Raw genomic sequence first — 15,648 nt, 5'->3', positions numbered from 1 at the left:
TTATTGAGGACAAAAGTAAGACATTCTGCCCAAAGTTACAACACGTTATCCGTTTTGAGTTTGTATTTATTTCATATATTTGGATGTTTCAATTCAACATTTATACAAATAAAAAGAAGAAGTTATGCTAAAAAAAATCAGCCTTTTTGCATTTATATTGATTTTCGTTAGTTGTGGACAAAAGGCAAAACAAGCCGATGACACAAACGCCACAACGCCTCCTGCAACAGAAGTTGCCCCCGTTCCTGATGGTCATAATGCCCAAAATTCTCTTGATTACGTGGGTACATATAAAGGCATATTACCCTGCGGTGATTGCGAAGGAATAGAGACAATATTGGTTATAGAAACAGAAGATCAGTTTACTAAGAAGACGAGATATCTGGGGAAAGAGAATTCGCCCTTCTTTGAAGAATCAGGTACGTACTCATGGAATGAAGCCGGCAATACGATCGAATTAGTTGGTGTTGCGGATGCTCCGAACAAATACTTTGTCGGTGAAAACCAACTTTTCCAATTAGATATGGAAGGAGAAAGAATTACGGGTAATTTAGCCGATAAATATATCCTTAAAAAAGAACAAGACTAACAACGTTATTTTAGCTGATAATAGCCGTTCGGATTGGATTTTCTGAACGGCTATTATATGTTTCCTAAACGGCTGTTACAAATTTAACAAAGGCCTTTGCGTTTTCTTCCAAGCGTTCTGTGGCATCAGATGAAAGTGCCCCATGAAATACATGGTAAGAATGATAATTTGCATGCAAATATTTTGCACTTGCTTCAATCTGAGAGATAAACGTAGTGATAGGGTAGGAGTCTGCTCCCCCTGCTTTATAGGCATCCTCTACACCACCGGTTGATATGGCAACACCAAACTCTTTTCCTTCTAAACTGTATTTAGGGCCGTAAGCCCATCCGTAGGTCAAAACCTCATCGAACCATTTCTTTAATAGCGGTGGCATATTAAACCAATAAACCGGATATTCAAAAATAATACGGTCATGTTGCGCTAATAGTTGTTGCTCTGCGTCAACATTTATTTTCCAGTCAGGATACGTTTGATACAAATTATGAACTGTTACTTCAGGGTTAGATTTTGCTAATGCGTCAATCCATTTTTTATTTACAACGGAACTCTCAATGTTAGGGTGAGCTAAAATAATAATCGTTTTCATATCTGATACAACTCTTTATTAATACTGTTTTTTTGAATAAAAATTAGTAAACAAACAACATGTTAGTTACTTTTGTAAACCAAAGTACGAAATATTATTTTAGATGTACAAGAGGTTAACAAACGGTAAGCAGGTTACTGAAAAGTTAGAAATAGTCATTATTAGAGAGTTATGAATGAAGAATTATTGAAAAAATATTCAAATGCAGAACATTGCCCGGTGCGTTGCATTCTTTCCAGGATTGGAGATAAATGGTCGGTCTTGGTTATTTTATTATTGGGCGAGGGTGAAAGGCTAAGATTTAATGAAATCAGTCGGTCGTTGGGGAATATTTCTCAGAAGATGCTGACAACAACTTTGCGTTCTCTTGTGTCTGATGGTTTAGTGGAACGTACGCTTTATCCTGAAATACCGCCCCGCGTAGAATACGAACTGACAGAACTCGGACAAAGTCTGCTGCCGCATATCAACCAACTTTCGTCGTGGGCATTGGAAAATATGGAGCAAATCATGCATCACAGACAACAGATAAAGACTACTTGGGAATAGAGGTAGGTCTAAATGAATTTACACCTACCTCTAAATTGATTTTAAGGTAGGTGTAAATCTTTTTTTGTATAGAGGGATTATTCTTTCAATAAATTCTCTGCCATTGCTGCCGCTGCTTTGCGTCCGTCTCCCATGGCAAGGATTACGGTAGCTCCTCCGCGGACAATATCGCCTCCGGCATAAACATCAGCTAAAGCTGAACGCATGCTGTCTTCACTTACAACGATTGTTCCTTTACGGGTAACCTCCAGACCGCCAAAGGCACGCGGAATAAGTGGATTGGGAGAAACCCCCACACTGACGATTACTTCATCTACATCTATCGTGTCGATAGCTCCTTCAATAGGTATAGGGCTCCTTCTTCCTGAAGCATCCGGCTCTCCGAGTTCCATCTTCTGAAGCCGCATTTGTTTTACCCGTCCCTGCTCGTTTCCTAAGTATTCGATCGGATTATGTAATGTAAGGAATTCAACACCTTCTTCTTTTGCATGCTTAACTTCTTCCAGACGGGCAGGCATTTCTTCTTCGCTTCTACGGTAAACGATCATTGCACGTTCGGCACCTAAACGTCTGGCCGTACGAACAGAGTCCATCGCTGTATTACCTCCACCGATTACGGCCACTTTTTTCCCGATTAAAACAGGTGTATCACTTTCCGGATTAGCAGCATCCATCAGATTTACACGCGTCAGATATTCATTGGAAGACATTACTCCTACCAGATTTTCTCCCGGAATATTCATGAAATTAGGTAATCCGGCACCACTGGCTACAAAGATTCCTTTAAAGCCATCTGCATGAAGATCGTCATAACTGATTGTTTTCCCGACAATACAGTTCGTTATGAATGCAACACCCATTTTACGGAGACTATCAATTTCTACGTCAACGATCTTATTCGGTAAACGAAATTCGGGAATACCGTATTTCAATACACCGCCTATCTCGTGTAATGCTTCGAATACGGTTACGTCAAAACCTCTTTTTGCCATATCACCCGCAAAAGATAATCCTGCAGGGCCTGAGCCGATAACGGCTACTTTAATTCCGTTCTTGGTGTCGATATCGGGCACAGAAATGTTTCCGCTCTCCCGTTCATAATCTGCAGCAAAACGTTCCAGATAGCCGATGGCAACGGCCTCTTTCTTCATCTTTTGTGTATAGATGCAATGCTTTTCACACTGTTTCTCCTGCGGACAAACACGTCCGCAGACAGCCGGAAGTGCACTTGTCTCTTTCAACGTTCTGGCAGCCGCCAGGATATCTCCCTTTTCAATATATTTTATGAAGGTCGGGATATTGATACTGACCGGACAGCCCGTCATACAAGTAGGGTTAGCGCAATCTAAACAACGTTGAGCCTCCAACATGGCTTGTTCCTTCGTCAGACCAAGATTCACTTCTTCATTATTATGGCTGCGGTATTCGCCATCTAATTCATTCATTTTCACACGGACTAAATCCATGCGTTCTTTTGCTTTTTTGCTTCTGCGAAGTTCGTCTCTCCACGATTCTGCGCGACGCGCAGCTATTATCTCTTCTTGTGTCATAAGGCTCTTTTTATTTTTCCAGTTCTTTATATGCTCCTAAGCGCATCAGCATTTCATCGAAATCTACCTGATGAGCGTCAAATTCAGGACCATCTACGCAAACAAACTTCGTTTGTCCGCCCACCGTAATACGACACGCACCGCACATTCCCGTTCCGTCCACCATGATCGTATTCAAAGAAGCTAATGTAGGTACATTATATTTTTTCGTAAGTGCAGCAACGAACTTCATCATAATCGCCGGTCCGATTGTTACACACAGATCAACCTTCTCACGGTTAATAACGCTTTCCACCCCATTCGTAACCAAACCCTTATTCCCATAAGAGCCATCGTCCGTCATAACAATTACTTCATCCGAGTTTGCTTTCATCTGCTCTTCGAGAATCACTAAATCTTTAGTACGGGCAGCCAACACTACAATCACACGATTTCCCGCTTTGTGAAACGCTTCCACAATAGGCAACAAAGGAGCAACACCTACACCACCACCAGCGCAAACTACCGTTCCTACTTTTTCAATATGCATTGCCTGACCTAACGGGCCTACTAAGTCTGTGATATAATCTCCTTCATTTAAAGCACATATCTTCTTTGAAGAAGCACCGACACCTTGAATCACCAGATCAATTGTTCCTTTTTGTACATCAGCCCCGGCTATCGTCAAGGGAATACGTTCCCCTTTCTCTCCCACCTTCACGATCACAAAGTGACCCGCTTTCCTTGCACGGGCAATAAGTGGCGCTTCAACGACCAACTTTACTACATTTGCCGAGAAATGTTCTTTTTTTACAATCTTATTCATTCCAATCGCTCCTATCTTTCGTACTAATTATTATTTCACACCTTATTCAAACAATCCTTCATCCCTCACCAGCATTAATATAGCAGAATGGGGAACTATCAGGAATGTTTCTTCGTTAAAGTTAATTTCATAAGCTGCATTTTGTAGATAAACAGCCAGATCTCCTTCGTGCGCCTGAAGGGGTAAATAGTGGACTTCTTCATTTTTCTTTTTCCACACTTCTTCTTCCTCCGTCTGCGAGGGCAGAGGATAACCGGGACCGGTTTTGATGATATAACCACATTGAATCTTTTCACCCTGTTGCACGGTTGGTGGTAGATATAACCCCGACTTCGTCTGGCTATTTGGATTTTTCGGGCGGATCAAGACCTTATCCCCGATCATAAGAAACTTATCTATATCCTTTTGGTCTATGGATAATTGCATATAAATGATATTAGTAATTTTAGTTCCGCAAACTTAGCGAAAAAGAGCGAATTATGCATCTTTCACAAGGCAACAAAGACTGATCAGCGAATCACTATTTTACGGACAGTCTCTCCAAGACGCACAATATAATAACCTTTGGAAAGATTAACGGAGTAGTCACCCGAGGGGTATTTTATCTCAATCTCAAGTACCTTCACGCCAACTACACTGTAAACTTCGAGCTTACTTCCGATAGTCGCATTAGTCACTTTCAGCCTGTTATCTACAAAAGAAATTTCTACATCAGGCTTTGGATTTTGCTTTTGAGGAAAGGATATTTCAGTCCGGCCGATTGAGTAAATTTCAACCGGAATACTTGCACCTAACAGCAAGGAAAGCGTTATGACAAACAATATTCTCATGCACTAATATCCTTATATAAGAACAAAAATAACTATTTTTCTTCTTAATCAATGAATTGCGCAGGAATAATATGCTTTTTAGTGATCCGAAAGCAGATTTACTCTGCTGTTTTTTGATAGATCATACGTAAAACGGCAGATCTTGTTGTTTTATTAACTTCAACTTCTTCCAATTTCAGGTTGCTGAGGCGTTTCCATTGAGACAAGGTTTCTTTGTCAACCGGGTCTTGTAAGCGTGCTTCCCATTCGGGCAGATAACCTTTAAGACCAAGCACCTCTACCATTTTGAAATCCGGATGGGTATATTCTACATCTTTGAAATAATAAAGAGTTGCTTTCTGACTTATCAACTGTTCCTGTAAGTCCTCAATGGGCACATTTCTCATTTTTACTTCTTTGTCTATCGCTATTGCCGAAGCTATTCCCGCGGCTTCTCCCAAAGCCATCCAGCAAGGTTCCATTCTTAGCGTAGAAAAACCGATATGCGAACCGGATACAGGTACGGGCAATAATAAATTATCAATCTCTTTCGGAACGATTACACCATAGGGAACGGTATAAACAGCGGACGGATAACTCAGGAACCCGTCTAAATGCACTCGCCCTTTTTCTCTTTTTCGTACCGCATGAGAATCGAGCGCGTAATGACTTGCTGTTATGCTGGAAGCATGAATAGGAGGCCGAGCTCCTGTTGTGACCGGTAAGGCATCGTTTGCCGTAAAGAAATAAAGACCTTCAAAGCGTCGTCCTTCGCGTACGTAAACCTGACGGGGAAAGTTGCCGTTGTCGGTATATTCATCTTTTGCCAATCCCCATTCTTTTGCCGCCTTGCGGAAATGAGACGGCAATTCAGAGTCGTTTTGTGCAAACCAGAATAGTCCTTCAATATATTCTCTGAGGCGTTGTGCAAACTTATCGCGCCATTCCCAGGAAGAGGTAGGCCATGCCCAGTTTTCTTCGGGTAAGTCGGTTGACAAAAATGTAGCATGCTGGTTATTGGCATCCGTCTTTTTATTGGGCACATGCACGATATTTGTGATTTTAGCAATACCCCATACATCACCGGGTATTTTTGTCGGATTACCCGCCTTGATGTGTTTCCGGTTCTCCTCCATCATTTCGGGTGTAACAGTCTCCATCTGCCATTGCGTATGATTACCTGTCCAGACATCCTCAATCATATATGCATACTCTTCTCGATTATAATTTTTAGGTTTAGTAATGTCAACTCTGTTTTTCGGATTATTAGTCAGACAGAGGCGATAGTTATATGCCTGAACAGCATTGTCCGCATCAAACGTACTGCCGCTTCCTTCCTTTCCTGCCCAATACTTATAAACCCGTCCGGCTCCTGGTTCGTTAAACTCGCTCTTCCCTTCTCGTCCCACACGAAAAGGGATTCCCGCAGCCGCACCAAGATCACCCTCATAGGTAGCATCCAGAAAAACACTTCCACGATATTCTTCCTGCTCTCCACTCGTTCTATTGAGAACGCGAATCGCTTGTATGCGATCATTATCTATGCGGATATTCCCTTCATCTGCATCAAACTGGCGCATAGTCAAAACCGTAATCTTGTCTTTATACTCTCCCAGCATCTCATCGAAAACTTTTGCCCCCACAGACGGCTCAAAATGATAACCATCACTACAAACCTTTACTTGTTCAGCGTTTTCTCCATATGTGTCGATGTAATGTTGTTTTATTCTGTCCACGAATTCACGGAACAACCCGGTTGTAGCTGCTCTCGTTGCAATATCTGTCGCACCCAGACCATTCGCAGGTAATCCCCCGATATATGCTGTACGTTCCAGAATTACCGATGTTTTCCCCATCCGGGCAGCCGATATAGCCGCCATAATCCCTCCGGGATTACCACCAATAATAACCAGATCATAACTTTTTTGTGCAAAACAGTTCAGACAAATAAATAACAAGGGAAAAAGGACATATCGTGTTCTCATACTATGGTTCTTTTGGATGTTTATTTATTTATTAGTTAACACTTCGTAAGCGTAACGGGCATAATGACCTTCCAGTCCATTTGCATATTGAGTCAGAATTTGTTCTCCGATACCGTCTTTATCACCACACAAATACAATGCACGGGCAAGATGTAACTCTTTCAGTGATTTATTACGTGTGCTCACATCGTTCGTCCCAGGCACAGTATAGGTTCTTGCTGTTTTGTACGAATCAATAACATTATAACGAATACCCGGAGTCGTGAGTAATTGGACAAGAACAGGGACAGCCTCTTTGCTTTTTATCAATTCCGAAGCCATAGAAATAGCCCGGAAATGAGATAAATAATCTTCAGGAACAAGCGTTAGTGCCTTTTCCTTAACGATATCGTATTGATCGGAGTTGCGCGAATAACCTAAGGCTGTTAATAAAGCATCCTGCCGGCTCATACTCATACCGAATTGTCCCATTCCGGTATAATGCCATCCTTTGTCCCATCCTTTGCTCCGACTGAGTTTTTCCGAAAGGATATTGGCATACTCACTATTACCAAGAATACATAAGATGCTGGCGTAGATTACTTTTGTCTCGAAATCAGAGGTGACAGCTATTTGTTTTTTGAGTTCAACAAGCGATTGGGCGGGGTCACAGAGAAGTATCTCTAATCCTTTATATTCATTCACCACACCAATTGCCGCTTCTCGTATTTCTTTTTTACTGTATCCTTTAAATGCTTTATCCGAGAGTACACGATCGGGGAGATTGCCAACCTGAACTAAATGGCGCTGTATCTTTTTGATGTCAACCTTACGTAAAGACTTATTTTCCTTACAACAAGTTGCCGCGAGATAACCAACAGCATAACCTTGATTCTGCAAACAGGACTGCATACGTATCACCGGCATAGCATCTCTGTGCGCACTGGCTCCTAATCCTGTCACAAGAATACCTTCCAGTCCCTTAGGAAGTAAACTACGTAAAGGGACATCCGCATTATAGATGGAATGTCTCTCCATCGGCGGACTAAGGATAAAATACGGATCAACAATCATTCCGTGGGTATCAAACGAGCTTTGATGATAAGATATCGTATCCGGATAACGACGCTTATTGATCACATCGTAAACCGAAACAGTGTATTCACCTACAACCCTTCTTCGTTCTCTTGTCTGGGGAAGTTTCACCAGATCGTAATGACCTGCCAGTTTTGTTTTGGCCTGTACATAAATACGAGATACATCCATGATATCCGTATCATCAATAAATGCCCAGTCGTTATTCACATAATAATCTCCCGGATCCATCTTTCCCAGACCAGCACCTTGTACGGCAATAGTCTTTTTCCCGGTGTATTCAAAGGCGGCTCCGGCTGCAATAGCCATATCAGCACTACCGGTACTGTCAATAAGCACTTTGGATCTGATAACGCCGCGACCAAAAGGGGTCGTAACAATAATACCTTTCACCTGATTCCCCTCAATAAGTGCGCCACATCCCATAACGCCAAACCAGATTTCACCTCCGGCTTTACGTATCTCACGGCGATACCACTCCTGTTTCCAATCCGACAGAGCCGCATCTTTCCAGTCTTTCAGCTGACGAGGATGATCTGCGGGTGCAATATCACGAACTCCTTTATCCACCTCCGCAGAAAAACCTCCACGGAAACCATCCCAGTAGCGACCGATCAAGCCCAACGTTCCAAGCCCTCCAAAACCATGAAGATACTCAAGCGCTAATGTTTTAGCGCCATGCTTCGCAGCCGAAATACCCGCAGGAGCGCCGGCCGTTCCACCACCAAGAACCACTACATCGTAATCACCAAGAACAGGCAAAGCTCCCGTAGGAGAGTCCACATAGCTTTTATGTATAAGCGGACGAAGCGGCTGAAGCAATTCTTTTACCTCACCATAACCTGAGCCATTTGCTTTGTTTGTTTTAACTTTTAAAGAAGATGCTATGGCCATCTTTTTAGCCTTTTCACCGACAATTTCTCCCAACCGTTCTCCAAGAAACATCGCCTTCACAGGACGCATACAGGAAGAAACACTATCGCGGTCAAAATCCGCACAAGGGCCTAATACCCATAGATTATCTATTCCTTTTGGCTGTATATTCTTTTCCGGAAAAGGATAAACCGAACCAAGCTGCTTGTTTGCTTCGCCCTGACTAACAATACTCTGGGAGGGAATATACCACAGCAAGTCCGAACTGTCCACCTGATCGGCATCCCAGGTCTTATCCCTGATCACCTGTTCGATCTCGGCCAAAGAAGCATAAGATTGATCCTTCAGTTGCAGATTGAAGGTATAGCGAGTGAGCGCATAGTTTTTATTATTGACCGAGAAAGGAACAGCTAATGTTTCCGCTTTCAATATACTCCTGTCATCCTTTGGTGCATTACCGACTACCGTAAAATTAAAATATTGATTACCCGGAATAAAGCCCTTGAAGTTACCTCCTGCTAAGCCGGCGACCATTGCCGTATGCGTTGCGTCTATAATTGCCTTGCAACGAATGGCCTGCCTGCCGGAACGGTTCACAATAACAACACCTGCCGGCATGCCTGTATCATCTTCCAAAATATTCGTTATATAACTACTATATAAGAAATCAACCCCATTATCGATCAGTTCATTCTCTAAAACGGTTTTCACCTGTAAGGGAGTCGGCATCTTTTTCCCGAGAAAAATCTTTTTAGCCAACACAGCATCCAAAGCCTCTCCTTTCTGCTGATCATATAAGAAAGAGCCACAAATATCATCTCCCAAATAAGACATTCCGGCCACAAGAAAAACTTTACTGCCGGTTTTTGCTGCAGCAACAGCCGCAGCCACCGCCCGCGAACTACCACCAACTACCACCACATCTGTTTCGGTAAAAAGAGGAATCCTCCGTTCCTTTTCCATAACCACCCCATCATCAGGCATATAATTACGAATTGTAGCATGCGCTTCCGTTGCTTTCCCGACAGACATCAACGCTCCGCCCGCCGCAGTAATCTTAATAAAGTCTCTTCTCGTTACCATGAGTATTAGTTCTTGTCTATTTATAAGGTTAATTTGTCGTTTCCGGGACTAAAAGAATAGCATCTGCCAATGCAGGCCCATTCGTTTTATTCCCATTTACAGAAATAGTTGTTTTTCCTTCAGCAAAAGCAAATGTGCCTAAACGTACCCATCCTCCTCGTTCAGCTTTAGGACTGAAAGATACAGAATTTATCCCATTAATGTGCTGTATATCTATGGATAACATTTCCGGAAGTTCAGATTCTGCTATTGATGTACAATAAAAATAGACAGAATAGTTTCCTTTCTTTTTTACTATTGGAATGAATGAAAAACTAACGTCTTGCTTCTCATTGCCGGACCACATATAACTTGTTTTATAGTTACTGCCGATTTTCTTTGTCCATCTTCCTCTTTGTCTGATTTTATCAATATCTGTATCATCTACTAATATCTCCGGAGTAGAACCGTCAAGATATGGGTCTTCTTTCAATCGTTTTCTTAAAACATTAACATCTATTTCCTGAACACTGGAATTATTGTCAATTGCCATAGAGGCAGCAACGGCGGCAGACTGCCCTAAAACCATAAAAACCGGTTCCATTCTAATAGAACCAAAAGCAATATGAGTGGATGATACACAAACAGGTACAGTTAAGTTTACACATTCTTCTTTCTTAGGAATAATACTCCTGTAAGAAATCGGATAAGGTGCAAAGCCATGATATTGAACATCACCTTCATTTTTTACCATACCGTTAACCACAAGACGTTGACAATTGTGAGAATCCATTCCGTAGGCAGCCATGCCAACTCCATCGCCTACCGTCTCGTTCCCCTGACAATTATGTTGAGTCATCACATATTCTCCGTTTAATCTTCTTGCTTCTCTGACGTATAATTGATGAGGAAAATTATCATTATCCGTAAATTCATCTTTTGCCCATCCCCATTCTTTTGTTTGTTTTTTCAACTCTTCAGGGACACGTTCGTCATTGGTGAGAAAATATAGAAGACCTTTAGTATATTCTATATGCTCATTCCATATACGTTCTCTTGTTTCGTAATCTCCTTCCGGATAGTCGAAATTCATTCCGATCAAGTCTGTTGATAAAGGGCCACGGTTGTTAACGTCGTGTTTTGCTTCTGGCATATTCCAGTTAATCAACAGAAATAGATTAATATTTAATGGCATTTTTTTGATTGCGCGAGCCAATAATTCATATTTTTCAGGATCATAGGATTCGGGTTTCTCAAAAGCTCTTCGATTTTCGGGATTATTGGTTAAGCATAAACGAAAATTATAAGCTTGAATAGCCTTATCAGCACTCCCATCCGGCAGTAATTTTGCATCACTTATTCCCCAACATAAACCACTGTTTTGGTCTCCTTCTATCTTATAAGGATCAACGCCATCAGGGAACTGATGTTGATCTAAAAGCTGTACACCGTTTAATGTTTCATCAAATTCATCATTGGCCTCTCTTCCTACAAAATATGAAACGCCAGAGTGAGCCATTAAATCACCTTCATACGTACAGTCTATAAATTGTTTTGCTTTTATTTTAATAGTTGGAGACTTTGTATCTTTGGAATGTTCCAATAAAATGCTTTTTATCGTTTTATTCTCTTTTTCTGCCTTAATAATTCGATGTAGGTAAAGTACATCAACTTGACCTTCATCAACAAAACGCTGAATCTCTTTAGTGGCAACACTTGGAGGAAAAGACCACTGTTCCAGCTTTCCATAATGATCACCCATTCTTCTATAAAATAAACGAGCAAGCCCAGTCACAGCATATTTGTTTCCAATATCTGTATATCCCAAGCCTCCTGTAGTCATACCTCCCAGATATTTTCCCGGTTCAACAAGAAGAACAGTTTTGCCCATCTTTTTAGCAGAGTAGGCCGCAATTACACCAGAGGCTGTACCTCCGTACACGCATATATCAACCTCTCTGATGTTCTCTTCTGTTTTAGTACAACTACAAAGAATAATGGCAAGAACAAATAGAGATATAATTTTTTGTTTCATGTCATATGAATATTTAGTTCCTTTTATCCCAATAATGACACTCACCTCATTTGTAATTTGAAACCCTTTCTGGTAATATGTATTACAATTGGGGTGAGTGTTAATTAGTAAATATTAGTAGCCTTCATTTTGTGTCAGATTGTCATTGACTAAAATATCATTAGCAGGAATCGGCCACATGTAATTTTTAGTTGCGTCAAAAGACATCTTGTAGAAAGTAGTAATATATCCGTTTGTCTCCATGGGAGAAAGATCCGGTAACCCATTTTCATCAATTGTAGGTATGCCGCCGATAGGGAAATTACCATCGTCCCAGTTTTTCAATAATTTGCTGAAGTCTGAAGATAATTCAATGTTCGATTCACTACCTGTTAGGCCATTCCAACTGGCAGAACCTGACCAAGCACGTGATAGGTAATACATTGACTTGTTATGCGACTTCTCAGCGATCTTCCAACGTAACAAATCACGATAACGAAGGCCTTCAAATGCAAATTCCGAACGCCGATCCATACGTATGATTTTGCGCAAAGCTTCTTGAGAAGCTACTTCTACGCGAGGATAATCAATACCAGAACCTCTGTAAGCACGTTCACGAATCAAATTGATGCTTTTATCCAAGTCTTCTTGTGTACATTGTCCTAATTCATTTTTTGCCTCAATATAGGTCATTAATACCTCAGCATAGCGTAGGTAAGGATAGCAGTTGTCTGCAACTAAACCATAGTTGTTAAAATCCTTCCAATCATCTTTTACAAATTTGCGGATAATCAAACCTTGGTAAGCAGAGTGTTGGTTTGAGGCCTTTGAATCATTATTCACTACCATCTTGTCTGTTGACTCCTCATACACTTGATTTGCATATGGACTTGGGTTATATTCATAACCGAGGGTAATATAATCCGGATATTTTTCAGGAAAAGTTTTATCAATCTTTGACTGTTCATATTCCGCGTAGTCTGTAGAGTATTTCGTTTTGAATGGCTGGATAGTCATTGCCATACGTGGGTCACGGTTAGCAAAAGGATCCTTCGGATTGTATAACGGAGATTTGTCGATTGGCAAACCGTCTGTGCAAGTGTATGAACAAAGCAACTCCAAAGATGGTCCTTGGTTACAGTGTCCACCGACTTTACGAATAACAAAATTTCTTACGTTTTCCATAAAGCCATATCCTTTTTTCAGGGTTAAATCCCCTTTGAAGTAGAACATAAATTCAGAAGAACTATTTGCCATAAACATTTCACGATAATTGTTGTGCAGTTTATATACCCCTAAATTCATACATTCTTCTGCTGCGTCAATAGCTGTCTGCCAGTCACCATGGAAGAGCGCAAAGCGAGCCTTGAAGCCAAGAGCAGCTCCTTTTGTTGGGCGTTGTTGAGTAGAATAAGATAAAGGCAGATATTCTCTTGCCTTGTCTAAACATTCATATGCATAAGCCAACACTTCATTTTTCGGCGAACGGACAGCCGCATAAGCCTCATCCAAAGACATACCCTTGTTTAATACGCAGTCACCATAATAAGTTGCCAACTCAGAGTAAGCAAACCCCATCATAAAATAGGCCTCACCTTTATACTGTTTCACTTTCTCTTCACTTACACCTATTGCTGTTCCATTGTCTAACGCCTGGATCACTTTCGTGGCACGTGCAATGGACTTGTAAAGCGAAGTCCAGCGACTTGAAGCAGTCCCCCATTGTGAAGTAACCGTTCCTAAGGTGATTTCATTAGAACCATTACGATTTAACAAATCGTCATCCCAATCAATTGCATCGATAGGAAAGAAGTCCGGACGCCACAAGTCATTTAATGACATCTCAATTTCGGTTTCATCTTTATACCAATTCTCGCTCGCACCTTCCGAAAGTGGATTCAGGTCGAGGTCGGCACAACCGGTTATGCTTATTGCCACTATTCCGGTAAATAAATATTTGCTTATTTTGTTCATAACAGGATTCTCTAATTAAAATGAAACATTCAGTCCAAAAATATAAGATGACATTATCAAGTCGCTACTACGATTCCATTCAGGGTCATATCCTGAAGGGTACTTTGAGAAAGCCGGTAAATCATTTGCGCTGAAATAAACTCTTAAATTATTGACTAAGAACTTTTTCGTTATATCAGACGGGATCGTGTAACCTAACGTAATATTCTTTATGCGCATGTAGGCCCCATTGAAAAGATAAAAGTCGCTCTTGGCATAAATATTCGTATTGTTGGTTGTCAACTTGGGATATTTCGCTTTTGCATTCTCAGCATCCGTAGCAGTAGGACTCCAATGGCTTTCGATCAGATTCAGTGGGCTTGCATACGCTTGATAATTGAATGGCGTACCTGGCCATGACCAGTAAACAAGCTGATGTCCGATGCCCTGAAAGGATAAATTGAAATCAAAGTTTTTCCATTCTGCCCAAAGAGATCCTCCATATTGCAATTCCGGTAAAGAGTTTCCTAAACGTACGCGATCATTAGACGCTGTAATTTTGCCATCGCCATCAATATCTTGGTAACGTATATTCCCTGCTTTATCATTATTTGTCAAAACAGCGATTTTATTTCCGTCCTTGTCTAACATAGCTGCTTCATTCAAAATAATTCCTAAATTTTTGTAGCCATACCATTCATTAAAATACGAACCTTCTTCTGTAATCTTGGCGCCATCGATATTTTGACGATCTGCCATATACCCCATTCTTGAGCGATAATCAGATATGTTAAAACTAACACCATAGCGGAAATCGTTAATCTGATCTCTCCAGGCGAGCTCAAAGTCCCAACCTTTCGTATGCATGTCAGCTGCATTATTCTGTGGAGCATTGTAGCCGAAATAAGAAGGGAATCCGACTTCCATCAACATGTCGGTTGTCTTCTTATAATAGTAGTCAACTGAAGTGCTCAGTCTGTTGCTCAATAAGGTTATATCTGCACCGACACCGTAAGTAGTGGTAGTTTCCCAAGTGATATTCTTGAACGCATAATCCGTTTGATAGGCCGTTTGGACCACGTCTGATACTCCGGTAGATGCATTAGGAATAAACCCGGTTCCAAAGCTTAATTTGGCTTGATAAGGGAATTCTGATCCGATACGTTCATTACCTAATTGTCCGATTGATCCACGAAGTTTGATATAGTTAATCACACTTTTGTTAAACCAATCCTCCTCCGAAATGATCCATCCGGCACTTACGGAAGGAAAAGTTCCCCAACGGTGGCCGTCTGCAAAACGTGATGAACCATCGGAACGGATATTTGCTTGTAACATATAACGATCCGCCCAAGAATACATGATCCGCCCAAAAATAGAGCGATAGGCATTATGCCCGGCACTACCGTTGTTATATTGGTAGTCCTGCGGTCCCAAGTCTAAATAAGGGAAATTGTCCAAACTGTAATTTGTGCGTGATGCACCTAAATTTTCCCATTTATAGGTATAGTCTTCATAGCCAGCCATAAGTCCGATTGAGTGTCGTTTCACTTGTAACTTATAGTTAGCGAAAAATTGCATAGTCAAGCTGTATGTGTCGTTACGTTTTTCGCTAAGATTGGTGGATGAATAACCGGAACCAGATGTTAGATCACCCGTTATACGATATACTTCATATTTCTTTTTATGATCTTTTTCTTTGTAAGAAGTAAACTGAGGAGATGCTATCGCCGTGAAGGTAAGTCCTTCTATTGGAGTAAGATCTAACTGGATTTTTCCGCCCACACGATAGTTTT

The 15,648-nt window shown here is 41.2% G+C and carries 12 protein-coding genes; 2 read left to right on the top strand and 10 right to left on the bottom strand.

Translation table 11 applies throughout. The annotated features are described in order from the left end of the window. Positions 1–124: 124 nt before the first annotated feature. A complete protein-coding gene (locus tag PHT93_RS03685; RefSeq protein WP_300239615.1) occupies positions 125–589 on the top strand; it encodes a copper resistance protein NlpE in 465 nt (154 codons plus the stop codon). Positions 590–653: 64 nt separating this feature from the next. On the opposite strand, the gene PHT93_RS03680 is transcribed toward PHT93_RS03685, so the two are convergent. Next, positions 654–1,178, bottom strand: a complete 525-nt coding sequence (locus PHT93_RS03680) for an NAD(P)H-dependent oxidoreductase (RefSeq protein WP_300239612.1) — start codon at positions 1,176–1,178, stop codon at positions 654–656. Positions 1,179–1,349: 171 nt separating this feature from the next. On the opposite strand from PHT93_RS03680, the gene PHT93_RS03675 reads away from it, so the two are divergent. Next, on the top strand, positions 1,350–1,727 hold the full coding sequence (locus tag PHT93_RS03675; RefSeq protein ID WP_300239609.1) for a helix-turn-helix domain-containing protein: 378 nt from the start codon (positions 1,350–1,352) through the stop codon (positions 1,725–1,727). 77 nt (positions 1,728–1,804) lie between these two features. Here PHT93_RS03675 and gltA read toward each other — a convergent pair whose 3' ends face one another. The 9 genes from gltA to PHT93_RS03630 form a co-directional block, all read right to left on the bottom strand. Next, positions 1,805–3,277 carry an NADPH-dependent glutamate synthase gene (gene gltA, locus PHT93_RS03670; RefSeq protein WP_300239606.1) on the bottom strand — a complete coding sequence of 491 codons (1,473 nt, stop codon included), beginning with the start codon at positions 3,275–3,277 and terminating at the stop codon, positions 1,805–1,807. Between the two features lie 10 nt (positions 3,278–3,287). Continuing rightward, positions 3,288–4,082, bottom strand: coding sequence for a sulfide/dihydroorotate dehydrogenase-like FAD/NAD-binding protein (locus PHT93_RS03665; RefSeq protein ID WP_300239604.1), 795 nt, complete (start codon positions 4,080–4,082; stop codon positions 3,288–3,290). A 42-nt stretch (positions 4,083–4,124) separates the two neighbouring features. Further along, positions 4,125–4,508 carry a co-chaperone GroES family protein gene (locus PHT93_RS03660; protein ID WP_300239601.1) on the bottom strand — a complete coding sequence of 128 codons (384 nt, stop codon included), beginning with the start codon at positions 4,506–4,508 and terminating at the stop codon, positions 4,125–4,127. An 83-nt stretch (positions 4,509–4,591) separates the two neighbouring features. Then, positions 4,592–4,912: a hypothetical protein gene (locus tag PHT93_RS03655; protein ID WP_300239598.1), complete on the bottom strand. Its 321-nt coding sequence runs from the start codon at positions 4,910–4,912 to the stop codon at positions 4,592–4,594. A gap of 98 nt (positions 4,913–5,010) precedes the next feature. After that, the gene (locus PHT93_RS03650) at positions 5,011–6,876 is read right to left on the bottom strand and encodes an FAD-dependent oxidoreductase (protein ID WP_300239596.1); all 1,866 of its coding nucleotides are present in this window, start codon (positions 6,874–6,876) and stop codon (positions 5,011–5,013) included. 24 nt (positions 6,877–6,900) lie between these two features. Continuing rightward, positions 6,901–9,906 carry an FAD-dependent oxidoreductase gene (locus PHT93_RS03645; RefSeq protein WP_300239593.1) on the bottom strand — a complete coding sequence of 1,002 codons (3,006 nt, stop codon included), beginning with the start codon at positions 9,904–9,906 and terminating at the stop codon, positions 6,901–6,903. A 28-nt stretch (positions 9,907–9,934) separates the two neighbouring features. Then, positions 9,935–11,920 (bottom strand): FAD-dependent oxidoreductase, encoded by a 1,986-nt coding sequence (locus PHT93_RS03640; RefSeq protein ID WP_300239590.1) that lies wholly within the window; start codon positions 11,918–11,920, stop codon positions 9,935–9,937. Positions 11,921–12,034: 114 nt separating this feature from the next. Further along, entirely contained in the window at positions 12,035–13,873 is a 1,839-nt protein-coding gene (locus PHT93_RS03635) for a RagB/SusD family nutrient uptake outer membrane protein (RefSeq protein WP_300239587.1), read from the bottom strand. 15 nt (positions 13,874–13,888) lie between these two features. Further along, positions 13,889–15,648: SusC/RagA family TonB-linked outer membrane protein (locus PHT93_RS03630; RefSeq protein WP_300239585.1), on the bottom strand; the 1,760-nt coding region annotated here is incomplete at its 5' end.

Source organism: Massilibacteroides sp., assembly GCF_028705895.1.
Taxonomy (GTDB): domain Bacteria; phylum Bacteroidota; class Bacteroidia; order Bacteroidales; family Tannerellaceae; genus Massilibacteroides.
Note: the sequence above shows the minus strand (reverse complement) of the source record. Positions and strands in the feature narration are given on the sequence as shown.

What these genes read in the sequence shown, in the direction of transcription:
- gltA (WP_300239606.1), bottom strand. Translation starts at nt 3,277, where the DNA reads ATGACACAAGAAGAGATAATAGCTGCGCGTCGCGCAGAATCGTGGAGA.
- PHT93_RS03660 (WP_300239601.1), bottom strand. Translation starts at nt 4,508, where the DNA reads ATGCAATTATCCATAGACCAAAAGGATATAGATAAGTTTCTTATGATC.
- PHT93_RS03655 (WP_300239598.1), bottom strand. Translation starts at nt 4,912, where the DNA reads ATGAGAATATTGTTTGTCATAACGCTTTCCTTGCTGTTAGGTGCAAGT.
- PHT93_RS03635 (WP_300239587.1), bottom strand. Translation starts at nt 13,873, where the DNA reads ATGAACAAAATAAGCAAATATTTATTTACCGGAATAGTGGCAATAAGC.
- PHT93_RS03650 (WP_300239596.1), bottom strand. Translation starts at nt 6,876, where the DNA reads ATGAGAACACGATATGTCCTTTTTCCCTTGTTATTTATTTGTCTGAAC.
- PHT93_RS03685 (WP_300239615.1), top strand. Translation starts at nt 125, where the DNA reads ATGCTAAAAAAAATCAGCCTTTTTGCATTTATATTGATTTTCGTTAGT.
- PHT93_RS03680 (WP_300239612.1), bottom strand. Translation starts at nt 1,178, where the DNA reads ATGAAAACGATTATTATTTTAGCTCACCCTAACATTGAGAGTTCCGTT.
- PHT93_RS03665 (WP_300239604.1), bottom strand. Translation starts at nt 4,082, where the DNA reads ATGAATAAGATTGTAAAAAAAGAACATTTCTCGGCAAATGTAGTAAAG.
- PHT93_RS03645 (WP_300239593.1), bottom strand. Translation starts at nt 9,906, where the DNA reads ATGGTAACGAGAAGAGACTTTATTAAGATTACTGCGGCGGGCGGAGCG.
- PHT93_RS03640 (WP_300239590.1), bottom strand. Translation starts at nt 11,920, where the DNA reads ATGAAACAAAAAATTATATCTCTATTTGTTCTTGCCATTATTCTTTGT.
- PHT93_RS03675 (WP_300239609.1), top strand. Translation starts at nt 1,350, where the DNA reads ATGAATGAAGAATTATTGAAAAAATATTCAAATGCAGAACATTGCCCG.